This window comes from Microbacterium sp. CJ77 (assembly GCF_002911615.1).
In the GTDB taxonomy this organism is placed as follows: Bacteria; Actinomycetota; Actinomycetes; order Actinomycetales; family Microbacteriaceae; genus Microbacterium.
This window is the reverse complement of record NZ_PQBR01000016.1, coordinates 1-22,335: the sequence shown is the minus strand read 5'-3', so window position 1 is coordinate 22,335 and position 22,335 is coordinate 1. Positions and strand designations below refer to the sequence as shown.

The 22,335-nt window shown below is 69.0% G+C and carries 23 protein-coding genes and 1 pseudogene; 13 read left to right on the top strand and 11 right to left on the bottom strand.

What is annotated here, in order from left to right:
• The first annotated feature begins 37 nt into the window (after window positions 1-37).
• The 7 genes from C2868_RS10005 to C2868_RS09975 all read left to right on the top strand — a co-directional run bounded on the left by C2868_RS10005 (window position 38) and on the right by C2868_RS09975 (window position 6,652).
• Window positions 38-934 carry an ADP/ATP-dependent (S)-NAD(P)H-hydrate dehydratase gene (locus C2868_RS10005; RefSeq protein WP_100810276.1) on the top strand — a complete coding sequence of 299 codons (897 nt, stop codon included), beginning with the start codon at window positions 38-40 and terminating at the stop codon, window positions 932-934.
• Between the two features lie 96 nt (window positions 935-1,030).
• Complete coding sequence (locus tag C2868_RS10000) at window positions 1,031-2,299, top strand: hypothetical protein (protein ID WP_232711133.1); 1,269 nt, start codon at window positions 1,031-1,033, stop codon at window positions 2,297-2,299.
• Between the two features lie 13 nt (window positions 2,300-2,312).
• Window positions 2,313-2,660 carry a thiamine-binding protein gene (locus C2868_RS09995; RefSeq protein WP_100810277.1) on the top strand — a complete coding sequence of 116 codons (348 nt, stop codon included), beginning with the start codon at window positions 2,313-2,315 and terminating at the stop codon, window positions 2,658-2,660.
• Between the two features lie 135 nt (window positions 2,661-2,795).
• On the top strand, window positions 2,796-3,224 hold the full coding sequence (locus tag C2868_RS09990; protein WP_100810278.1) for a DUF6855 family protein: 429 nt from the start codon (window positions 2,796-2,798) through the stop codon (window positions 3,222-3,224).
• Between the two features lie 56 nt (window positions 3,225-3,280).
• Window positions 3,281-4,552: an MFS transporter gene (locus tag C2868_RS09985; RefSeq protein WP_374935777.1), complete on the top strand. Its 1,272-nt coding sequence runs from the start codon at window positions 3,281-3,283 to the stop codon at window positions 4,550-4,552.
• A gap of 71 nt (window positions 4,553-4,623) precedes the next feature.
• The gene (locus tag C2868_RS09980; protein WP_100810279.1) at window positions 4,624-5,961 is read left to right on the top strand and encodes a TrkH family potassium uptake protein; all 1,338 of its coding nucleotides are present in this window, start codon (window positions 4,624-4,626) and stop codon (window positions 5,959-5,961) included.
• Window positions 5,954-6,652, top strand: coding sequence for a TrkA family potassium uptake protein (locus C2868_RS09975; protein WP_181003423.1), 699 nt, complete (start codon window positions 5,954-5,956; stop codon window positions 6,650-6,652). The genes C2868_RS09980 and C2868_RS09975 overlap by 8 nt, the downstream gene beginning before the upstream one ends.
• Before the next feature lie 12 nt (window positions 6,653-6,664).
• Here C2868_RS09975 and C2868_RS09970 read toward each other — a convergent pair whose 3' ends face one another.
• Both C2868_RS09970 and C2868_RS09965 read right to left on the bottom strand, forming a co-directional pair.
• A complete protein-coding gene (locus tag C2868_RS09970; RefSeq protein WP_103663231.1) occupies window positions 6,665-7,870 on the bottom strand; it encodes a homoserine O-acetyltransferase in 1,206 nt (401 codons plus the stop codon).
• Window positions 7,871-8,173: 303 nt separating this feature from the next.
• Window positions 8,174-9,496, bottom strand: a complete 1,323-nt coding sequence (locus C2868_RS09965; protein ID WP_100810281.1) for a bifunctional o-acetylhomoserine/o-acetylserine sulfhydrylase — start codon at window positions 9,494-9,496, stop codon at window positions 8,174-8,176.
• A 159-nt stretch (window positions 9,497-9,655) separates the two neighbouring features.
• Between C2868_RS09965 and C2868_RS09960 the strand changes: the two genes are divergently transcribed.
• The 4 genes from C2868_RS09960 (at window position 9,656) to C2868_RS09945 (ending at window position 12,326) form a co-directional block, all read left to right on the top strand.
• Window positions 9,656-10,441, top strand: a complete 786-nt coding sequence (locus C2868_RS09960; protein WP_100810282.1) for an SDR family oxidoreductase — start codon at window positions 9,656-9,658, stop codon at window positions 10,439-10,441.
• 66 nt (window positions 10,442-10,507) lie between these two features.
• Complete coding sequence (locus C2868_RS09955; protein WP_100810283.1) at window positions 10,508-11,002, top strand: phosphoribosyltransferase; 495 nt, start codon at window positions 10,508-10,510, stop codon at window positions 11,000-11,002.
• Window positions 11,003-11,006: 4 nt separating this feature from the next.
• Window positions 11,007-11,699: a uracil-DNA glycosylase gene (locus C2868_RS09950; RefSeq protein WP_103663230.1), complete on the top strand. Its 693-nt coding sequence runs from the start codon at window positions 11,007-11,009 to the stop codon at window positions 11,697-11,699.
• Window positions 11,700-11,708: 9 nt separating this feature from the next.
• Entirely contained in the window at window positions 11,709-12,326 is a 618-nt protein-coding gene (locus C2868_RS09945; RefSeq protein ID WP_103663229.1) for a GNAT family N-acetyltransferase, read from the top strand.
• 67 nt (window positions 12,327-12,393) lie between these two features.
• On the opposite strand, the gene C2868_RS09940 is transcribed toward C2868_RS09945, so the two are convergent.
• The 8 genes from C2868_RS09940 to C2868_RS09905 all read right to left on the bottom strand — a co-directional run bounded on the left by C2868_RS09940 (window position 12,394) and on the right by C2868_RS09905 (window position 20,597).
• The gene (locus tag C2868_RS09940; protein WP_103663228.1) at window positions 12,394-13,260 is read right to left on the bottom strand and encodes a potassium channel family protein; all 867 of its coding nucleotides are present in this window, start codon (window positions 13,258-13,260) and stop codon (window positions 12,394-12,396) included.
• Window positions 13,261-13,385: 125 nt separating this feature from the next.
• Entirely contained in the window at window positions 13,386-14,186 is an 801-nt protein-coding gene (locus C2868_RS09935; protein ID WP_103663227.1) for an ABC transporter ATP-binding protein, read from the bottom strand.
• The gene (locus C2868_RS09930; protein WP_103663226.1) at window positions 14,183-15,025 is read right to left on the bottom strand and encodes an ABC transporter ATP-binding protein; all 843 of its coding nucleotides are present in this window, start codon (window positions 15,023-15,025) and stop codon (window positions 14,183-14,185) included. The genes C2868_RS09935 and C2868_RS09930 overlap by 4 nt, the downstream gene beginning before the upstream one ends.
• Window positions 15,022-15,954, bottom strand: coding sequence for an ABC transporter permease (locus C2868_RS09925; protein WP_103663261.1), 933 nt, complete (start codon window positions 15,952-15,954; stop codon window positions 15,022-15,024). Before C2868_RS09925 ends, C2868_RS09930 begins: the two co-directional genes overlap by 4 nt.
• An 11-nt stretch (window positions 15,955-15,965) precedes the next feature.
• Window positions 15,966-16,916, bottom strand: a complete 951-nt coding sequence (locus C2868_RS09920) for an ABC transporter permease (RefSeq protein WP_100810289.1) — start codon at window positions 16,914-16,916, stop codon at window positions 15,966-15,968.
• The gene (locus C2868_RS09915; protein WP_103663225.1) at window positions 16,913-18,424 is read right to left on the bottom strand and encodes an ABC transporter substrate-binding protein; all 1,512 of its coding nucleotides are present in this window, start codon (window positions 18,422-18,424) and stop codon (window positions 16,913-16,915) included. The genes C2868_RS09920 and C2868_RS09915 overlap by 4 nt, the downstream gene beginning before the upstream one ends.
• A gap of 98 nt (window positions 18,425-18,522) precedes the next feature.
• Window positions 18,523-19,494, bottom strand: a complete 972-nt coding sequence (locus tag C2868_RS09910; RefSeq protein ID WP_064319144.1) for an IS481 family transposase — start codon at window positions 19,492-19,494, stop codon at window positions 18,523-18,525.
• A 179-nt stretch (window positions 19,495-19,673) separates the two neighbouring features.
• Complete coding sequence (locus C2868_RS09905) at window positions 19,674-20,597, bottom strand: alpha/beta fold hydrolase (protein WP_100810376.1); 924 nt, start codon at window positions 20,595-20,597, stop codon at window positions 19,674-19,676.
• A gap of 118 nt (window positions 20,598-20,715) precedes the next feature.
• Between C2868_RS09905 and C2868_RS09900 the strand changes: the two genes are divergently transcribed.
• Window positions 20,716-21,204 (top strand): carboxymuconolactone decarboxylase family protein, encoded by a 489-nt coding sequence (locus C2868_RS09900; protein ID WP_100810291.1) that lies wholly within the window; start codon window positions 20,716-20,718, stop codon window positions 21,202-21,204.
• A complete protein-coding gene (locus tag C2868_RS09895; protein ID WP_103663224.1) occupies window positions 21,201-21,920 on the top strand; it encodes a tyrosine-protein phosphatase in 720 nt (239 codons plus the stop codon). Before C2868_RS09900 ends, C2868_RS09895 begins: the two co-directional genes overlap by 4 nt.
• A gap of 132 nt (window positions 21,921-22,052) precedes the next feature.
• Here the strand turns inward: C2868_RS09895 and C2868_RS09890 are convergent.
• Window positions 22,053-22,335 (bottom strand): annotated as a pseudogene (locus tag C2868_RS09890) (hypothetical protein); the annotation flags it as partial.

Sequence of the window (22,335 nt, the reverse complement as noted above, 5' to 3'; positions counted from 1 at the left end):
CTCCTCAGGGATGATGCCTCGGCGGTAACGTGGGGGGATGCCTGACGTCTCGCCGTGGTCCGCAGCCGAGACGGCCGCACACCTGCAGAGGCCAACGGACGACGACGACAAGTATTCCCGCGGCGTGGTCGGAATGCGAACGGGCTCGGTCGCCTACCCGGGGGCGGCGATGCTCGGGGTCGAGGCCGCGTGGCGGGCGGGCGCGGGAATGGTGCGCTACATCGGACCGGATGCCGCGGCATCCCTCGTCCTCTCGCGACGCCCCGAGACGGTGCGCGCTGCGGGGCGTGTTCAGGCCTGGGTGATCGGCTCGGGGATGCCCGATGGCGCATCGGCCGACGACGTCGCTGGTGGGCCGGACACCGGTGCGATCGGCCTCGACACGATTCTGACCGGACGGGAACCCGTCGTCGTCGACGCGGGTGCGCTGGGGCTGCCCGGGGCGACGGCGCCGCGGGTCTTGACCCCTCATCGCGGCGAGCTCGCCCGGCTGCGCACCCGGCTCGCGCTGTCGCCCGAGTGGTCGGATGACGCGGCGGCCGCACGCGAGACCGCGGCGGTGACGGGGGCGACGGTCCTGCTCAAGGGCGCGCGAACCTGGGTCGCCACGCCGGGCGGATGGCTGGGACTCGTCGAGTCCGGAGCGCCCTGGCTCTCGACCGCGGGGACGGGCGACGTGCTCGCCGGCGTCGTCGGCGCGCTCGTGGCGGCACGCAGCTCCGCCGCGATCGCCGACCCCGAAATCCTCGGCCCGCTGGCCGCATCCGCGGCGTGGCTGCACGGTGCCGCCGGCCGACTCGCCTCGGGGATGGCGCCGGTGCACGCCGACGTCGAGAGTGGAGAATCCGAGAGGAGGCCCGGGTCGGGGCATCCGCTCGTCGCTCTGGACGTCGCCGCGGCGATCCCCGTGGTGTGGGGGCGACTCTCGGCGTGACTCGAACCCACGACTCGGGGCGGGAGTCAGGGCGGGACTCGGGATGAACTCGGGGCGTGGCGCGGCCAGCTCGGATCAGCCGCTTAGGATGAGCGGGTGTCGGGTGGGATGTGGCGGGCGTGGATGAAGAACCGGGCTGTTCTGTGGACCGGCTTCGCGGTGGTTCATCTGACGGTCGCCGTTCTCGGCTGGACCCTGCCGAATCAGCCGATGGGCGACGTCTACCTGGTGTACGAACCGTGGGCGGACGCCGCGCTCGACGGTCGTGAGATCGTCGGTATCACCGGCCCGTTCGTCTATCCGCAGCTCGCTCTCGTGCCGATGATCCTGGCGCGGGGCCTCGCGTGGCTCGGCGGGTACATCATCGCCTGGGCGATCCTCGTCACGGCGCTCAACGCGATCGCTTTCGCCGTCCTGGTGGGGCAGGGGCGGTCGAGAGCGCGGGTGTCGGCTGCCTGGTTCTGGCTCGCCTACGCGTTGGTGCTCGGGCCGATCGGGATGTATCGGATCGACGCCATCACGGTGCCGCTCGCGGTGCTGGGACTGCTCTGGCTCGCCGGTCGTCCCGCCGTGGCCGCCGCGTTGCTGACGGTGGCGATGTGGATGAAGGTGTGGCCGGCCGCACTGATCGCCGCCGCTGTCGTCGCCCTGCGCCGCCGCCTGACGGTGATCGCCTCGGCTGCGCTGGTGACCGCGCTGGTGCTCGGCGTGATCGTCGCCCTCGGTGGGTGGGCGCACGCCTTCGGCTTCATCGGCGAGCAGACGGGGCGTGGACTGCAGCTCGAGGCTCCCGTCAGCGCCTTCTATCTCTGGCAGGCCGTGGCGGGGGTCCCGGGATCCTTCCCCTTCTACGACGACGACGTCCTCACGTACCAGGTGACCGGTCCGAACGTCGATGTCGTCATCGCGGCGATGACGCCGCTGCTCGTGCTCGCGGTGGCGGCCGTCGTGGGGCTGGGCGCGTACAAGGCATGGCGGGGGGCGTCCTATGCGCGGCTGCTGCCGCCGCTCGCTCTCGCCCTCGTGCTCGCGTTCATCGTGTTCAACAAGGTCGGTTCGCCACAGTTTCAGGCCTGGCTCATCGCGCCCCTCGTGCTCTGGATCGTGCTGGACCGGACGCGCGCGAGCACCGCCGCCGCACTGTCGTTGGTCAGCGCCACCCTGACGCTCATCGTCTATCCGATCGTGTACGGCGGAGTGCTGAACGTCCAGCCTGTGCCGGTCGCCCTGCTCACCGCACGGAACATCCTGACCGTCGTGTTGCTCGTCGTCGCCGTCACGGCGATCGTCCGTGTACCGATCCGCCAGGCATCGACCGTCACGGTGCGAACGCGTGATGTTCGTCGATTCCTGCCCGCCCCCTGACCTCGGGAGAACCATGCTGATCGCCTTCTCTGTCGCACCCAGCGGTGCCCCCCTCCGTTCCACGGGCGACGATGCCGATGCTCTCGGCGCCGTCGATGGATCGGTGCACGACGCCGTCGCAGCCGCGGTGCGCGTGGTACGCGATTCGGGATTGCCGCATCGCACCAGCTCGATGTTCACCGAGATCGAGGGGGACTGGGACGAGGTCTTCGACGTCGTCCGACGGGCCACCGAGGCCGTGATGCCCTTCGGGTCCCGCGTGTCGCTCGTGCTGAAGGCCGACATCCGCCCGGGCTACACCGGCGAGCTCGACGGCAAGCTCGAGCGCCTCGAGAAGGCCCTGTCCGAGGCGGACGAGTAGCGGCTCTCGTCGGACGCCGCCGACCCGTTCGGCGAGATATCGGCGGTAGCGATGCGGGCTCTTGAATCGGACTCCTGCGCGGCGGATACTCGGATTGCGCGTCGGGTTCCGCCGCGCAGACGAAGGGGCACCGCCATGAGCGAAGGACACGGGTCGGGATCGGGAACCGCGGCCGACCCCTGGATGCTGAAGACGGCACCGCTGACGTCCGCGTACACGATGTACCGCGACGAGACGAGTGAACCTCCACTGCTGGTGTGTCAGGTCGGGACGACGAAGCTGACATATCTGGCACGGGCGATCGAGGACCTTCACACCGAACTGCTGCGGCGGGGCGATTGGGTCTCGCTCGGCGCAGCCGACGAGGGCAAAGAGCCCGCGACCGACACGGTCGAAGCATGGGGAAGGTGGGAAGGCAATCCCGTCGGCGGCTGGTACGGGCAGCGCAAGGGGTACCGCGGACGCTTCGGTATGTACCTGCCGCCCTTGCTCGAGAGGCTCGGACTCGTCGAGCTGGAGCACAACGCGCGGAACAACCGTGTTCGTGCTCTCGTGACGGGGTGAACCGCGCATTCGAATCGATTCGATTGCCGGAGTAGGATCGGTCGGTGACTTCCGCCGTGACTTCCGCCGCGCCTTCCCGCGCCCCGTCTCGTCGTATCGCCGCCTGGGCCCTCGTCTCGCTGGCCGTGGGAAGCTTCGGCATCGGCATGACCGAGTTCGTCATCATGGGCCTGCTGCCCGAGATCGCTCGCGACCTGCTGCCGAGCGTATGGGCGATCTCGCCGGACGACGCCATCGCGCAGGCGGGCTGGCTCATCTCGCTCTACGCGCTGGGCGTCGTCGTGGGTGCTCCCACGATCTCCGGGCTCGTCGCACGCTTTCCGCGCAACCGGGTGATCGTGGCGCTCGCCGCGGCCCTGACCCTGTTCACGGTGCTCACGGTCATCGCACCGACGTTCGAACTCGTCGCTCTGTCGAGATTCTTCGCCGGACTGCCGCACGGCGCCTTCTTCGGCATGGGTGCGCTGATCGCCGCCGACATGCTCGGACCGGGCAAGCGCGCGAAGGGTGTCGCGATCGTGCTGATGGGGCTGACGGTCGCCAATGTCGTCGGTGTGCCGGTCGGCACGTTCCTCGGACAGGCGAGCGGCTGGCGCCTGGCATTCCTGATCGTCGCGGTGATCTTCGCGGCCGGCACCGTGATGGTGTGGATCTTCGTGCCGGCGCACGAGGGCGATGACGGGCGCACGTTCCGTGCGGAGCTGGGGGTGTTCCGCGTTGGCCAGGTGTGGCTCACGTTGGCGATCGGTGCCATCGGGTTCGGTGGCTTCTTCGCGGTGTACAGCTATGTATCGCCCCTCGTGACCGAGATCTCGGGCAGTCCGGTGTGGGTCGTGCCGATCGTGCTCGTCGTGATGGGGATCGGGATGACCGTCGGCAACCTCCTCGGCGGGGTGATGGCCGACAAGAATCTGCGCGCAACGCTCATCGGGGGCCTCGCCGTGCTCTTCGTGGTGCAGGCGTCGCTCGCGGTGACCGCGTCGCACATCGTCCCGCTCACCGTCTTCGTCTTCCTCATCGGCGTCGCGTCGTCCGTCACGAGTCCCGCGATCCAGACGCGCCTGATGGATGTCGCGGGCGACAACCAGGCGATCGCCGCTGCCCTCAACCACTCGGCGCTCAACATCGGCAACAGCCTGGGTGCGGCGCTCGGCGGGGTCGTGATCGCCCTCGGATGGGGCTTCGTCATGCCGTCGTGGGTGGGTGCGACGCTCGCGGCTCTCGGCGTCGGCATCGCCGTTCTCGCATTCGCCCTCGAGGCCCGATCCGCGGCGCGGGGGGCCCGAACGCGTGTCGAGGTTGCGGTGGGAGATACAGTTCTGCGGTGAGGAAGAGAACGCCGGCCGCGGCCGCGGCAGCGGCAGCAGCACGCGGCCGGCAGGCGGCGCGGGGTCGTCAGATGCGCGCGGTGCGCCATCACCTTCAGCCCGCGCAGGCTGTCGCCCTCGGGTTCGCCGCGGCGATCGCGGTCGGAACAGCGCTCCTGATGCTGCCCATCGCCAGGGTCGGGCCGGGCGGGGCGAACTTCGTCGAGGCATTGTTCACGGCGACGAGCGCCGTGTGCGTCACGGGCCTGATCGTCGTCGACACCCCGGTCTTCTGGACCGGCTTCGGCCAGGTCGTCATCCTGGCCCTGATCCAACTCGGGGGCTTGGGGATCATGATCTTCGCGGCCCTGATCGGGGTCGTTCTGGCGCGCAGGATGTCCGTTCGGTCGCGGCTGAACACCGCGGCCGAGGCGAAGTCGCTCGGCCTGGAAGACGTCCGCGGTCTGGTCAAGCGCATCGTGCTGATCTCCGTGATCATCGAGGCCTGCACGTTCGTGCCGCTGTTCCTGCGCTTCCTCCTCGGGTACGGCTATGACCTCGGCGGCGCCGCATGGCACGCACTCTTCCACGCGATCTCGTCCTTCAACAACGCCGGCTTCGCGCTCTACAGCGACAGCCTGATGGGCTTCGCGAGCGATCCGTTCATCTGCCTGCCGATCTGTGCCGCGATCATCCTGGGCGGTCTGGGCTTTCCCGTGATCATGCAGTTGCGCCGGGAACTCCGTCGTCCGCTGCACTGGTCGATGAACACCAACCTCGTCGTGGCCGTCACGGCCGTGCTGCTCGTGGCGGGAACGGTCTACATCACCGCGATCGAATGGAGCAATCCCGCGACCCTCGGGGGACTCGATCCCTGGTCGCGTGTGCTCGCCGGATTCTTCCAGTCGGTGCAGACGAGAACGGCGGGCTTCAACTCGGTCGACGTCGGCGCGATGCACGACGAGACGTGGCTGGGCATGGACGTGCTGATGTTCATCGGCGGCGGGCCCGCGGGAACGGCCGGCGGCATCAAGGTGACGACGTTCGCCGTGCTGCTCTTCATCCTGGTGACCGAGTTGCGCGGTGAGGGTGCGGTCAACATCTTCGGCAAGCGGCTGTCGCGGGCCGTGCACCGTCAGGCGATCACGGTCGTGCTGATGGCGGTCGCGGCCGTGATCACGGGCACGGCGCTCATCATGTTCTTGAGCGGCGAGAACCTCGACAAGTCCCTGTTCGAGACGATCTCGGCCGTCGCGACGGTCGGAATGTCTACCGGCATCACCGCGGCGCTCCCCGAGAGCGCCCAAGTCGTGCTGATCATCCTGATGTTCCTCGGCCGTATCGGCCCCCTGACCCTCGGATCGGCGCTGGCACTCCGCGAGCGCCGCATCCTCTACGAACTCCCGAAAGAGAGGCCGGCAATTGGCTAAATTCCCGCACTTCGGTGCCAGCGAACGCTCGCGGCGCATCGCCGAGGCCGACTCCGTCGCCGTGATCGGGCTGGGCCGATTCGGGCGTTCGCTCGCGCTCGAACTGATGGACGCCGGTACGGAGGTGCTCGGCATCGACCTCGACGAGGACATCGTCCAGTCCCTCAATGGAGAGCTCACCCAGGTCGTCCGCGCGGATTCGACCAAGCGTGAGGTGCTGCACCAGCTGGCGATCGACGAGTTCGACCGGGTCGTCGTGTCGATCGGCGGCAACGTCTCGGCATCCATCCTGACGTGCTCCGTGCTGCTCAGCATGAACATCCCCGTGATCTGGGCGAAGGCCGTCAACGACGAGCACGGGCTGATCCTCGAGCAGCTCGGGGTGCACCAGGTGATCTACCCCGAAAAGGACATGGGGCGGCGTGTGGCGCACCTCGTACGCGGCGCGGCGCTCGACTTCATCGAGATCGCTCCGGGATACGCGATGGTCAAAGCGCCCGTGCCGACGTCGATCCAGGATGTCCCGCTCGGATCCACCGGCATCCGCAAGTCCCACGGGGTGACGATCGCCGCCTACCAGCACGACGACGTGTGGCAGAACGCCGACAACCAGACCGTTCTGCGCGCGGGCGACACGATCCTGGTGGTGGGCAAGACCCGTGCGGCGGAGAGCTTCGCGCAACTCCGCTAGCCGACCGGCGGGCTAATCCTCGAGGAGGCGCCGCAGGTGCGCGCCGACGACGTGCGTCTCGATGAGGAAGCCGTCGTGCCCGTAGTCGCTCGTGATGACCGTGGGCGAGCTGCCGTCGAGCGTGTTCGGGATGGCGCGGGCGATCCGCTCCTGCCCCTCCAGCGGGAACAGCCGGTCGCTGTCGATGCCGAGCACGAGCGTCCGCGCGGTGACCTGCGCGAGGGCCTGCTCGACGCCGCCGCGATCGCGCCCGACATCGTGCGAGTTCATCGCCTCGACGAGACGGATGTAGCTGTTCGCGTCGAAGCGGCGGGTGAACCTGTTGCCGTGGAAGTCGAGATACGACTCCACGGCGAATCGTCCGCCGTGTCCGAGGGGGCTCACGCCCGACTGCCACGAACGCTGGAACCGCTGGTTGAGCTCGGTGGGGCTGCGGTAGTTGAGCAGGGCCATCCGTCGCGCGAGGGCAAGACCGCGGTGCGGTCCATCGCCGTCGCCCGCGTCGTAGTACTCGCCGCGCTGGAACCGCGGGTCGATCGCGATCGCGTCGAGCTGAACCGAGTTCAGCGCGATCTGATCGGCGGTGTTGATCGGGGGAGCGGCGATGATCGCCGCGCGTGCGACCCGGTGCGGATGCCCCGCCGCCCACTCGAGGGCGTGCATGCCGCCCATCGAGCCGCCGACGACTCCCCCCCAGATCGCGATGCCGAGTTCGTCGGCGAGCTGCGCCTGGGCGGCGACCTGGTCGCGGATCGTGACGTAGGGGAAGCGTGAGGCCCACTCGTAGCCGTCTGGCGCGATGCTCGCGGGTCCGGTGGACCCCTGGCATCCGCCGAGCATGTTGGGTGCGACGACGAACCAGCGGTCGGTGTCGATCGCGGCGCCCGGGCCCACGATGTCGGACCACCAGCCGTCGGTCGGATGTCCCTGGCCCGCCGGTCCGCGTACGTGACTGTCGCCCGTGAGGGCGTGCAGGATCAGGACCGCGTTGTCGCGCGCGGCGTTCAACTCGCCCCACGTCTCGAACGCCAGGCGGAAGCTCGGCAGCTCGGCGCCGCCCTCGGTGCGGAAGGGCCCGAACGCGGCGAAACGCCGGTCTCCGACGGGGTCCCCGTCGCGCCAGGCGCCGGTCGCGGGAGGGCGACCCAGCAGCATCCGAGCATCCGCCTCCGTCACCGGCATCGCCGGATAGGTGTCCTCAGAGCTCTGCCAGTCCATCTGCCCATTCTTGCGTGCCCGGCGGGGGCCCGGCCGTCACGTTACGGTCGGACGCGACGTCGGCGCACCTGGGGCGTCAAGAACCCGTTGGGGCGCGGTCTGCCGCGCCCCAACGAGAATTCGACGCCCCAAGTTGAGCTGGGCGGGCGCGGGAGCGAACACGGATACTCCACCCGGTCCCACGGGGATGCGCGGGCCCGTACCCCACGAGGATGCCCCGGCCGGTCCGTACGAGGATGCCCCGGCCCGTACCCACGAGGGGTCAGGGACCGGGGCATCCGTCCGATCAGGTGGTGCGAAGCGTTACGCGCGCGCGGCCTCCGAGACCTTGCGGGCCGCCGCGAGTGCCTGCTCGAGGTCGGCCTTGAGGTCGTCGATGTTCTCGATGCCGACCGACAGGCGCACGAGTCCGGGCGTGACGCCAGAGGTGAGCTGCTGCTCGGGCGTCAGCTGCGAGTGCGTCGTCGACGCCGGGTGGATGACGAGCGAACGCACGTCGCCGATGTTCGCCAGGTGGCTGAACAATTCGAGGGAGTTCACGAACTCGCGACCCGCCTCGACACCGCCCTTGAGCTCGAACGAGAGCACGGCACCGACACCCTTGGGGGCATACGTGTTCGCCGCGGTGTACCAGGGCGAGGACGGCAGACCCGAGTAGTTGACCGTCGCGACATCCTCGTGGTCTTCGAGCCACTCGGCGATCTCCTGTGCGTTCTGCACGTGACGCTCGATGCGCAGCGACAGGGTCTCGATGCCCTGGATCAGCAGCCACGCGCTCTGCGGGGCGATGGATGCGCCGAGGTCGCGCAGGAGCGTGACGCGGGCCTTGATGACGTAGGCGAGCGCGTCGCCGACCGCCGTGGTGTAGCTGGCGCCGTGGTACGACGGGTCGGGCTCGGTCAGGCCGGGGAACTTCTCGACGTTCTGCGACCACGCGAACTTGCCGCCGTCGACGATGATGCCGCCGATCGTCGTGCCGTGGCCCCCGAGGAACTTGGTGGCCGAGTGGACGACGATGTCGGCGCCGTGCTCGAGCGGGCGGATCAGGTAGGGCGTCGCGATCGTGTTGTCGACGATGAGCGGCAAGCCGTTCTCGTGCGCGACGCCCGCGACCTTCGCGATGTCGAGGATGTTGATCTTCGGGTTGCCGATCGTCTCACCGAAGAACAGCTTCGTGTTCGGGCGGACCGCGGCGCGCCACTCGTCGGCGTCGTCCTGGTTCTCGACGAACGTCGTCTCGATGCCCAGCTTGGCGAGCGTATACTTGAACAGGTTGTACGTGCCGCCGTAGATCGACGAGGACGACACGATGTGGTCCCCGGACTGCGCGATGTTGAGGACCGCGTAGGTCTCGGCGGCCTGGCCGCTCGCGACGAGGAGGGCACCGGTGCCGCCCTCGAGCGCGGCGAGGCGCTGCTCGACGACATCCTGCGTCGGGTTCATGATGCGCGTGTAGATGTTGCCGAACTCGGCCAGCGAGAAGAGGTTCGCGGCGTGGTCGGTGTTGTCGAAGACGTACGACGTCGTCTGGTAGATCGGCGTCGCGCGTGCCTTGGTGGTCGGGTCGGGCTGCGCGCCCGAGTGGACCTGCTTGGTTTCGAAGCGCCAGTTCTCCGGTGCGGACATGGTGGATACTCCTGTGGTTCGTGGGCCGCGGCGGGTGTCGCGTCTGTAGCGAGGCTACGGATCGACGGATGTCTCGACAACGGTCCGGAAATGTTACGTAACACAATCGGAGGGCCCTCGGCGTTCGATCACACGGTCGCGGCGGACTAGCGTGGATCCGTGACGAAGAGGCGTGCGGTTGTGACCGGGGCGAGTTCGGGTATCGGCAGGGCGACCGTCGTGGCCCTGCGTGAGGCGGGATGGGATGTGGTCGGTGTCGCGCGCCGAGCGGATCGTCTTGCGGAACTCGCGCACGAGACCGGTGCCGAGGTCTTCGCGGCCGATCTGACGAACCAGGCCGATGTCGATGCGCTCGCCGTCTGGCTCGAGAGCACGGGGTCGGTGAACGCCCTCGTCCAGATCGCGGGCGGGGCGCGTGGCACGCAGCGCGTGGAGGACGGCGACCCCGCCGACTGGACATGGATGTACGAGGTCAACGTGCTCGCCACGCAGCGGATGGTTGCGGCGCTCCTGCCGCTGATGCGCGCGGCGGCGGACGATGACGGCCACGCCGATGCCGTGTTCGTCACGTCGACGGCCGCGCAGGTCGCCTACCCCGGTGGTGCCGGGTACAACGCGGCCAAGGCGGCGGAGGCGATGCTCGTGCACGCCCTGCGCCTCGAACTCAACGGCGAGCCGATCCGCGTCGTCGAGGTCGCACCGGGCATGGTGCACACCCCGGAGTTCACCCTCAACAGGCTGGGCGGCGACGCCGCCGCCGCGGATCGCGTCTACGACGGCGTCGATGCGCCGCTCGTGGCCGAGGACGTCGCGGACGTCATCGTGTACGCGATGAACGCTCCCGCACACGTCAACCTCGACCTCGTGACGATGCGCCCCGTGGCGCAGTCCGCGCAGTACCTGCTGGCCCGCGGGCCCCTGCGGGTGCGCTCGGACCGCGAATGATCGGACTCCCGCCCGCGATGACCGCAGCAGCACGAACACGGCGCGAGCCGGGAAGGAACCGTCCGCATGGGTGAATACACGGGCGAGCGCGAGCACCTGACCTGGGACGGTTTCGGCGAAGCGTCGCGCGACCTCGCCCGCACGATCGTCGCCGACGGGTTCGTGCCCGAGGTCGTCGTCGCGATCGCGCGCGGAGGTCTGCTGCCCGGCGGCGCGATGGCCTACGCGCTCGGCGTGAAGAACTGCGGCGCCCTGAACGTCGAGTTCTACACGGGCATCGGCACCGTGCTGGATGCCCCCGAACTGCTGCCCCCCGAACTCGATATGGAATACCTCGGCGGTCGCCGCGTTCTGCTCGTCGACGATGTGGCCGACAGCGGACGTACCCTCGCGCTCGCCGTGCGCCTGTTGAAGGATCGCGGGGCGGACGTGCGCTCGGCGACGATCTACACGAAGCCGGGTTCGATCCAGATGCCCGACTACTCGTGGCGCGAGACGTCGTTGTGGATCGACTTCCCGTGGTCCTGGAAGGGCTCGGTCCTCGAAGAGGATGGGTTCTGAACCGATGGCTCGTTCGCTCGCGCAACTCGCCGACGACGGCCTGATCGATGCGGGCTGGGCTCGCGCCCTCGAGCCCGTCGGCCCGGACATCGCCGCTCTCGGTGAGCGCCTGCGTGCCGAGGCGGCGGCCGGTCGCGGCTATCTGCCCGCCGGGGATCGCGTATTGCGCGCGTTCCAGCGCCCCCTCGAAGACGTCAAGGTGCTGATCGTCGGACAGGACCCGTACCCGACGCCGGGGCATCCGATCGGCCTGTCTTTCGCCGTCGAGCACGCTGTTCGGCCCGTTCCGCGGAGCCTTCAGAACATCTACAAGGAGCTCGACAGCGATCTGGGCATCCCGCCAGCCCCGCACGGCGACCTGTCTGCGTGGGCCGACCAGGGGATCATGCTGCTCAACCGGGTGCTGACCGTGACCCCCGGAGCCCCCGGGTCGCACCGCGGGTGGGGGTGGGAGCGGGTCACCGAGCGGGCGATCTGCACCCTCGCCGCGCGTGATCGTCCGCTCGTGGCGATCCTGTGGGGGAGGGACGCCGCGAACCTGCGGCCGCTGCTCGGAACGACGCCGATCATCGAGTCGCCGCATCCGTCGCCCCTGTCGGCATCCCGAGGATTCTTCGGGTCGAAGCCGTTCTCGCGGGCCAACGAGATGCTCGAGAAGGCCGGATCGACGGGCGTCGACTGGCGGCTTCCCGCGTAGGCTGGCGTGATGCTGGAGGAGGAATACGACAAGCAGAAGCGGCGTCCTCCTCGTCACCTGCGCAAGCTTCCCGAGCCCGAGCGTCCGTTCTCGTACGAGATCCGCCCGGCCACCGTCGCGGACATTCCCGACATTCGCGAGATCTACAACTACTACGTCACCAACTCGGTCGTGACGTTCGACGAGAAGCGGTGGACGCTGCGCCGGTGGCGCGACAAGTTCGACCATCTCGCCAAGCTCGAACTGCCGTTCCTCGTCGCGGTATCGCCGAGCGGGCAGATCCTCGGGTACGCGCTCGTGCAGCCGTGGGCCGGCAAGTCAGCGTTTCGCTACACGGTCGAGAACTCGATCTACCTCGGTCACGCGGCGGCGGGCAAGGGCCTCGGCCGGGCGCTGCTCGAGGCGCTGATCGAGGCCTGCGAAGAGAAGGGCATACGCGAGATCGTCGCCGTCATCAGCGACAGGGGCGCGGATGCCTCGATCGCGCTGCACGAGAAGCTCGGTTTCACCGAGGTCGGACGGATGGGGCGCGTCGGCTTCAAGTTCGACCGGTGGCTCGGCACGGTGTACCTGCAGAAGTCGTTGTCGCCGAAGAAGAAGCACAAGCGCGGCCTGTTCCGCCGGTGAGCCGCGGCGCTCGGGATCGATCCGAGGACCTGTCACCGCGGGCGTGCCTCGGTCCGCCCGCGGCGACTCACGCGTGGTCGCGGGCGAACGACTCGATGAAGTCCGCACGCGACTCTCCCCGCGCGCCGAAGTTGTCGCGCAGGCACGCACCGAGGTCTTCGAGCGCGTCGTCGAGCACCGCGCCTGCCATGGCGAGGTCGGCATGGGGTGACGTGAGCGCCTCGTGCGCGAGCGCGACGGCGACGGGGAGCGCGCGCCCGAGCGACGTCGGGGCCTCGCCCTCGCGAAAGTAGTAGGACTCGGGGCTCTGGCTGAGGTCGACGCGGACCGCAGCGATCTGTTGGGCGACACCGTGCACCAGGGTCGCCGCGGCCGCCGCATCCATCTCGTGCAATCGCTCCGGGTACCCCGCGCGTCCGAGCATCGTGAGGGACAGTGCGGTCGTTCGCCGCCGGCCGAGAGTGGGGAAGAGCTGCAACAGCCATGTCGCTGACGCGGTCAGGAGTGCGAATCCGATCACCGCCTGAACGGGGGTGAGGATGCGGATGATCGGCTCGGTCGGCACGACCTCACCGAAACCGACGGTCGACAGCGAGACGAGTGAGACATACAGGGCTTCGAAGAAATCGACGTAGCGATCGGGATCGATCCCCTCGTTGTACAGGAAGCCCTCCGGAACATGCGGAAGATACACGAGGGCCCATCCGACGGCCTGCGCGGCGGCCCACGCGAGCACGACGGCGAGGGTTGCGATCGGACCGGACGCGGCCCGCGCCCGCGGGCCCAGACCCGAGGTCAGGCGCCACACCCCGGAGACGATTCCCCGGGTCATCCGTCCGCGCGCATGCGGATGCAGCAACGTCAGGAAGATGTCCATGAGGCCGTAGACGATGATCGCCACGCCCAGCACGGTACTGCCGACGGTCCAGATCACGAGCCCACGCTACTCGGGCGCGGCGACCGACGTGATCCGCGATCTCGGTCCATGGTCCGCGCGCTCGCGGAGGGGATCCTTGGGGCGCCCGCTTCGACAGCGTGTCCAGCTAGCCGCCCGGCTCGCTAGCCGCCCGGGTTGATCACCGGAATCGAGTCGAGGAGGCGGCGGGTGTAGGCCACCTGCGGCTCGAGAAGCACGCGTTCGGTCGGTCCCTCCTCGACGATCCGGCCGTCTTTCATCACGACGACCGTGTCGCACACGTTCTGAACGACGCCGATGTCGTGCGACACGAGCAGCAGGGCCATGCCCTGCTCGTCCCGCAGTTTCTTCAGCAGGGCCAGGATCTGCGCGCGCACGGTCACGTCGAGCGCGGACAGCGGCTCGTCGCCCACGAGCAGGCGCGGCCGGTGCACGATCGCCCGGGCGAGAGCGATGCGCTGCCGCTGGCCGCCCGAGAACTCGTGCGGAAACCGTTCCGCCATCTCGGGGTCGAGGCCGACGAGATCGAGCACCTCGCGAACGCGCGCACGGCGGTCGCCCTCGATGCCGAGCGCCCACAGCGGTTCGCCGACGATCCGCCCGACGCTCATGCGCGGGTCGAGCGACGAGTACGGGTCCTGGAACACGATGCCGGTGCCTCGACGCAGCCAGTGCAGGTCGCGGGCGGATGCCGAGGCATCCACTTCTCTGCCCTCGAACGACACGGTTCCGGATGTCGGGGCGTCGAGCGCGAGCAGCAGTCGCACGAGCGTCGACTTGCCCGAACCCGATTCGCCGATGATGCCGACGGACTCGCCCGAGCGCACGTCGATGTCGGCGTCCTCCAGCGCCGTCGTCACCCGGCGCGGCTCGAACAGGGTGCGCCGCGGGAGGGTGTGGCGACGGGTCAGGCCCCGTCCGGCGAGGAGTGTCTCGCGGTTCATGTCGTGCCCCGTTCGCGGGCGTCGTCTCGGCCATCGTCTCGCGCGGCGGCCTCCAGCTGGTCGGCTGAGCGCCACAGCGTCGCGGTGGCGTCGCGCAGCAGGCCCCGCGTGACGGACGAGCGCGGAGCCGTCAAGAGTTCGCGGACGGGTGCGGACTCGACGACGCGTCCGTGCTCGAGCACGACGCCGTGCGTCGCGATCTGCGATAGAACGGCCAGGTCGTGGGTGATGAACACCAGAGACATCCCGTCCTCCTCGACGAGGGTGTGCAGGAGGCGCAGGACCTCTGCCTGGATCGTCACGTCGAGCGCGGTCGTCGGCTCGTCGGCGATCAGGAGCCGCGGACGACAGGCGAGGGCCATCGCTATGGCGACGCGCTGCAACTGGCCGCCCGAGAGCTGATGCGGGTAGCGCGCCAGCAACTGGACGGGGTCGGGCAGGCTGACGCGTTCGGCCTCGCCGAGTGCGCGCTGCCACGCCTCGCCCTTCGACGCGCGCTCGTGGATGCGGATCGATTCGGCGATCTGCCGTCCGACCGTGCGGATCGGGTTGAGCGCTGCGCGCGGCTCCTGGAAGACGATGCCGATGTCATCGCCGCGCAGGGTCGCGAGGTCCCGATCCGGCATCCCGATCAGCTCGCGGCCGTCCCAGATGATGCTCCCGGATGCCTCGGCTCCCTCGGGAAGCAGCCCGAGGATTGCGAGGGCGGTCAGCGACTTTCCCGACCCGGACTCGCCGATGAGCCCGAGGCGCGTGCCATCCGCAACGTCGAACGAGACCCCGTCGACGACGCGATTGCCATCGATCTCGATCACGAGATCGCGCACGACGAGGCTCACGAGACGACCTCGGGGATGTGGGTGCGCGCACGGCGGGCCGAGCCGCCCGCACCGCGCAGCGTCGGGTCCGTCGCTTCGCGGATCGCGTCGCCCAGCAGATTGAGCGCGAGCACCGTGATCGTGATCATGAGACCGGGCCAGAGCACCGAGAGCGGGTAGACGGTCAGGAATCCCTGCAGGTCGGCCAGCAGGCGACCCCACGAGGGCTCGGTCACCGAGGCCCCGAACCCGAGATACGACAGACCGGCCTCGGCGAGCACGGCCACCGCCATCGACCACGACAGCTGCACGATGAAGACGGGCGCGACGTTCGGCAGCAGGTGACGGCCGAGGTTCTGCAGGGAGGTCAGACCCGATGCCTTGCCCGCGAGCACGAAGTCGCTGCGCAGCACCCGACGCAGCTCGGGTCGCATCACGCGGGCGATGTTGACGCCGAATCCGATGCCGACCGACCACACCACGACCCAGAGCGACCCGCCCCAGACGGCCGAGATCATCATCGCGATCAGAAGGACGGGGAAGGCGATCAGGATGTCGACCAGCACGGCGATGGACTCGCGGACCCAGCGGGCCGTGAGCGCGCCGAGCGCCGCGAGCAGCACGCCGAAGACCGTGGCGACGATGCCCGCGCCGACGGCGACGAACACCGTCGTCCGGGCGCCGGCCATGATCATGCTGAGCATGTCGCGTCCCGTGTTGTCGGTGCCGAGCAGGTGCGGCCATCCGGGCGGTGCCCAGCGGTCGGTGATCTCGACGCGCTGGGGATCGAATGGCGTCCAGACGAGCGAAACCGCGGCGGCGAGGACGACGAGCCCCACGACGATCAGTCCGAATCGTCCGGTGGACCGCCGCCACAGGCGCCCGAGCGCGCTGCCTCGCCGCGGGCGAACCGATGCGGCGCGCGGCCGGGTCGCCGGGTCGTCGTCCATCACGCCGTCGCTCACTGCGCCTCCCGTTGCCTCGGGTCGAGTGCGCGGTGGACGATGTCGACGACGAAGCCGAGAACGAGGACGAACCCGGTCAGCACGAGCAACTCACCCTGCACCTTCGGCAGATCTCGCGCTCCCACGTCGTTCACGAGCATCCGTCCGATCCCGGGCAGCGCGAAGAGTTCTTCGATGATGACGGAGCCCACGATGATGCCCGCGACCTGCAGGGCGAGCACGGTGATGACCGAGAGGCCGACGCTCGGCAGCCCGTGCCGGATCAGCGCCTGCGTACGCGTGAGCCCCTTCGCGGCCGCGGTGCGGACGAAGTCCTCGCCCGCGGCCTGCATGGTGGCGCTGCGCACGAAGCGCAACAGCAGCGCACCCTCGACGATGCCGATCGTGAGGGCGGGCAGCAGGAGAGACCGGAAGGCGGCTCCCGGGTTCGCCCACCCCTCGCGGGGGAATCCCTGGGCGGGCAGCCATCCGAGCCACACCGCGAACACGACGACCAGCATCATGCCCGCCCAGACCACGGGTACGGCGGCCAGAGCCTGCGAGCCGACGTTGATCGCCGTGCCGCCCGCGCGGTTCCTGCGGATGGCCGAGAGCACGCCGAGCGGCAGGCTGAACAACAGCGCGATCACGAGCGACATCAGCCCGAGCGGCCCGGTGACCTCGGCCTTCTGCGCGAGCTCGGTGGCGACGGGTGACCCGTTGATGAGCGAGGTTCCGAGGTCGCCGCGCAGCAGTCCGCCGATCCAGTCGATGTATTGCGAGACGACGGGCTGATCGAGATCGAGCCGCTCGCGAATGGCCGCGACCTGCTCGGGCGTTCCCTGCGCACCGGCGATCAGCTGCGCGACGTCACCCGGCAGAACGCGGAGCGTCGCGAAGATGAGCACGCTGGCAACGAGCAGTCCTGCGAGCAGCAAGAGCAGCCGTGTCAGCGCGTATCGGATCAATCGGCGCTCTTACCCAGCTTCGCGACATTGAGGCGCTCGTTGACATTGGTCGACGGCATGCCCGACACGTTCGTGCCGACCGCGAGGACGGACTCGCCGTTGTACAACCAGTCCGCTGCCATGTCTTCCGAGACCAGGCGCGCGGCCTGCCGCAGCAGGTCTGCCGCCGTCTCTTCGTCGAGCGAGGCGATGGACGCCGCGTACAGACGCTGCACCTCGGGGTTGTCGTAGGTGAAGTAGTACTCGGGGTTCGCCCAGTTCTCGAAGTCGCGAGCCTCGGTGTGCAGCACGAAGCTCAGGTCGTAGTCCTGGTTGACGTAGACATCCTGCAGCCACGTCGCGAAATCGACGGAGTCGACGGTGAGCGTGATGCCGACGTCGGCCAGCTGCGAGACCAGGACCTGTGCGATCGTCGTGGGGTAGAACGAGGGGATCGTGAGCGTCAGTTCGAGGTTTTCCTGGCCGGCCTCTTCGAGCAGCTTCCGTGCCGCGTCGGGGTCGAACGATGCGACATCCGACAGGTCTTCGTAGCCGGGGTCGAGCTCGGGGATCGGGCCGTAGAGCGTCTGTCCGGCCCCGAGTGCCTCGACGATCGCGTCGTGGTCGATCGCGCGACGGATCGCCTCACGCACGCGGATGTCGTCGAGCGGCTTGGCGCGCGAGTTGAACGCGAGGGTGCCCTTGTCTGTCGAGGGGCCCGTGACGACGGCGAAGTCGCCGTTCGTCTCGATCTGCTCCTGGAAGTTGGGGTCGAAGCCCGTCAGTACGTCGACCTCGCCGGCGAGGGCGGCGTTCAGCGCCGCCGTGGTGTCGGGGATGTAGTCGAAGACCACCTCCGCGGCTGCCGCGGGCTCGCCCCAATAGCCGTCGTAGCGCGCGAGCGTGATGCTGTCGCCCTGGCGCCAGCTCGCGAGGGTGAACGGACCCGTGCCGTTCTCGGCCGTGTTCAGGTTGGTGGTGTCGCCCTCCTTGAACACGAGTCCTGCGCGACCCGTGAGCGTCCACAGAAGCGTCGAGTCGGGTGCTGCGAGGGTGAGCACGACGTTCTGGCCGTCGGCGGCGATCGACGTGATGCCGGCGAGGCGTCTCGAATCCACGAAGGCGGGGTTGTCACGCACCGCGGTCCACGAGCTGACGACATCCTGCGGCGTCAGGGGTTCGCCGTTGTGGAAGGTGACGCCCTCGCGCACGGTGAACGTGTAGGTCAGGCCGTCCTCCGAAACCGCGTACTCGCTGGCGAGCGAAGGGACGATCTCTTGCTCGGGCGTGCGGGCGATCAGGCCCTGATACACGTTGTCGACGAGCACCTGGTCGAGCGCCGCGCCGGAGGTCTCGCGGATGTTCAGGTTGCTGGGCTCGAGCACGAGGCGCACCGTCACGGTGGCGCTGGGGTCGGACTCGGCGGCCGACGTCGAGGGAGCGGGATCGGGACTTCCGGAGCAGGCGGAGAGAACGAGAGCTGCGGCCGCGAGCGTTGCGGCGACGAGTAGTGCGGGACGGCGGAACATGTGGGAGGTCCTTTCGCAGGTACCGCGGCGTCGGATTGCTGTGCGAGCGCCGCGGCTGGGAAACTTCTCGGGGTGCGTCATTGCTGCGATCACCCAGCCTAGATGTACTGACCTCGACCGTTGGTGATTCGGTCGATGGGGGTTCGGCCTCCGATGCCGAGGTGGGCTCTGTCTAGGTTGTAGTAGTCGAGCCAGGCCCGCAAGGCGGCGCGGCGTTCGGCGTTCGAGGTGAAGGGGCGGGCGTAGGCCCACTCGGTGGTGAGGGTGCGGTTCAGGCGCTCGACTTTCCCATTGGTCCAGGGGCAGTGTGGCTTGATGAACTTCTGCGTGATGTGGTGCGCGTCGATCACGCGGTGGAATGCTGCAGACTTTCGGTAGGCGAACGCGTTGTCGCTGATGACGCGTTCGACCGTGACGCCGAGGGTGGCGTAGAACGCGATCGCCCGTTCGAGGAACCCGGCAGCGGTGACGCCCCTCTCATCGTCATGGGTCTCGGCGTAAGCGACGCGGGAGTGGTCATCGATCGCGGTGTGGATGTAGTCGTAGCCGATCCCGCGGCCGCGGACCTTTTCGCTGCGACCGTGAGCGCGCCATCCGCCGCCGTCGGGGATCCGGCCGAGCTTCTTCACGTCGATGTGGATCAGCGACCCGGGATGGGCGTGCTCGTAGCGGTTCGCGGACCGCCGGGTTGCCTTGATCACGACGCCGGTGACCGGGTCGAGGTCCCGCAGCAGCGGAACATGATGGCGGCGCAGCACCCGACCGACCACGGACGCGTGCATCCCCAGCCGTGCGCCGATGAAGACCGGGCCGCGACGGGTCAGTTCACGCATGATCCTCACTCGCGTCTCCTGGCAGGGTCCCGTCTGGTGCGGATGGGTGTGAGCGACGCTGGAACGCTCCTGCAGTCCCGCGACGCCCGCCTCCCGGAACCGCCGCCACCACCGCCACGCGGTCGTGCGGGAGATGCCCATCTCCGCCGCGACATGCGCGACCGCACGCCCCGACTGGATGCGCTGGACCATGATCAACCGGCCGGCCGGAGTCAGCCGGGCATTAGCGTGAGACAAGAGAGACCTCCGTGGGTTCGAGCTGAAGAACTAGACAGCTCCAACTCGACCCCGGAGGTCTCTCCTACGTCAACAACGATCCGGGTCGGTACACCTAGAGCGCCCGGACGGGTGCGTCCGACCCAACGGCTTTTATAACGACACATGCGCGCGGTACGTGCCCGCGGCGAGTGATCTGCTCACCTCGCCACGCGATCGCGTACGAGGTCGGCGAGCGCCAGGGGGATGGTCTCCTGCACATTGTGGCCGGCTTCCACTTCGACGACGGATGCGTGGGGCAGGCGCTGCTCGAACTCGGCGAGATTGCTCGGCGACACGTACCCGTGCGCCCCCCGAATGAGCGTCAGCGGGGCGTCGACGGCCGCGAGATCGTCCCAGCCGTGGCCGCCGAGGACGGGTTTCGGCTCGTTCGCGCCGGCTTCGGGAGCGGTGGGCGCGAGTGCGGTCGCTGCGAGGCGGGCCAGGTGATGCTTCCACTCCACACGCCCGTCCGGGCGCACGCGGGTGTTGAGGTAGACGCCGCGTTCGGTCGCCTGACGGTCGCCCCCGAGCCCGAAGGCCATGGCGCGGTCGACCAGCTCGTCGCGGGACGCGAAGTCGGTCGGGCCGGAGAAGAACTCGCGCAACTCGGCGGGACCCTCGCCGGGGTCGATGCCCGGAGTGACGTCGACGAGCACGAGTTCGCGCACGGAATCCGGATGTGCCGCCGCGACCGCGGCCGCGACGATGCCGCCGAGCGACTGACCGACCAGCACCTGCGGCGCATCCGTCCATGCCTCCAGGCCCGCCGTGACATCGGGGGCGATCGTGCGGGGACGGTAGTCGGCGTCCTCGCGCCAGGAGGAGTCGCCGTGCCCGGGCAGATCGATCGCAAGGGCGGGGATCCCGAGGGCGAGGATCGTGGTGTCCCACGTGTGCGCGTTGAGCCCGGCGCCGTGCAGGAACGTCACGCGGGGGCTTTCGGTGCCCCAGCGCAGAGCGCTCAGGCGGCGTCCGTCCTCGAGCGTGATCGCGAGGCGGCGGTGGGCGCTCTCGGGCTTGTCGATCCCCGCGGCTCGGGCTTGTTCTGCGACGAACGAGAACTCGTCGAAACTGTCACTCATCAGTGGGTGTCCTTGGTCGCTCGCGGGATCGATCGCCCCCATTCTGCCGCCGTGGGGGAGGGTGCGGCGAATTCACCGCGCCGGGGCTCGCGGGTCGGTGCGCGGCTAGAATGGGGGCATGACGCAACCGCGCGTGCACCTCTCCCGCGCGGAGCCCACGGCCTTCCGCTCACTCGACGCTTTTTCGAAGGCCGTTGGCGCCATCGCCCGCGAGAACGGCATCGACGGTCGCCTGCGCGAGCTCGTGCTCCTGCACATCTCACAGTTGAACGGATGCGCGTACTGCGCACGCATCCACGTCGCTCGCCTGATCGAGGCGGGGGCGACCGCGGACGTCGTGGCCCAGCTGCCGACATGGCAGGAGTCGGGCGTCTTCTCGGAACGCGAACGCGCGGCCCTCGAGCTCGCCGAGGCCTTCACCTTCATCCACGAGGGCGGCATCCCCGACGAGGTCTACGACCGCGTCGGAGGAATCCTGTCGGAGAAGGAGTACACCGCGATCAGCTGGCTGAGTGTCTCGATCAACGCCTTCAACCGCGTGGCGATCGCCGGTCGCTACCCCGTTCCCCCGCTCGATGTGGGCGCGCCGGCGGCTGGTAGGGCGTGAGCGATCCATCCCTCATTCCCGGAGTCCTGAACTTCCGGGACACGGGCGGGCTGCCCGCGGCGGGCGGTGTGACGCGCCACGGCGTGCTCTTCCGCTCGGGCAATCTCGCCGCCGTCGCCGACCCGGGGCGTTCCGCGCTAGGCTCGCTCGGCCTGCGGCGGGTCGTCGACCTGCGGGCGGATGACGAGGTCGAGAGGTGGCCGAGCATCGGCACCGAGTACGCGCACACCGTTCGCGTGCCGCTCTTCCACGGATCGGTCGGGTCGTTCTTCGCGCGGGACATGGACCTGGACGCGATGTATGCGCAGATGATCGACGCTTCCGCGGCGCGCGTCGTCGAGGTCGTCCGCGCCGTTGTGGAAGATCAGCCCGTGCTGGTGCACTGCACCGTCGGCAAGGATCGGACCGGCGTGACCGTCGCGCTGATCCTGTTGGCGGCGGGCGTGGACCGGGATGCCGTCGTCGCCGACTACGCGCGGACCGAGACGTTGCTGCCGGAGAAACGCAACCGCGAGGTCGTCGAGCGGATCCGCGCCGTGCATCCCGAGGCGGTCAACATCGAGCAGCTCGCGACACGCTCGCCGGCGCCGGTGATGCACAGACTTCTCGACCGGCTGGGTGAGCGATACGGGTCGCCGGTCGGGTTTCTTGAGGCGCACGGACTCGCGGATGACGAGATCGCCGAGCTGCGTCGTGTTCTGATCGCCTCGTCCTGATCGTCCTGATCGTCCTGATCGTCCTGATCGTCATGTCGATCGTTGCGCGAGGAGCGCAGAGTCGAAGCGTGCTGTCGTTTCGTCTCGCTGCGCTCGTTCAGCGGGCGAGCGGGGGCTGTTCACGGGTGCGGGTCAGAACGGGATGAGCTCGAGCGGGTCGAACTGCAGCTCGTCGTATTCGATGTCGTCGGGCTCGAGCTTGTCGGGTGTCCGCATCGCTGTCGTGGGGATCGGGTCGTCGGGTATTTCGTGTTCGGGGTCGGGGGCGAATTCGATGGTGCTGATGGGTGTGTCGGTGTAGGTGCGTCGGGTGGGGCTGGTCCATTCGAGGACGCCGCCGGGGAGTTGTCGGACCGTCCAGGCGGTGTTGTGTTTGAGCATGTGGTGTCTCTCGCAGAGGTGGGCGAGGGGCCTT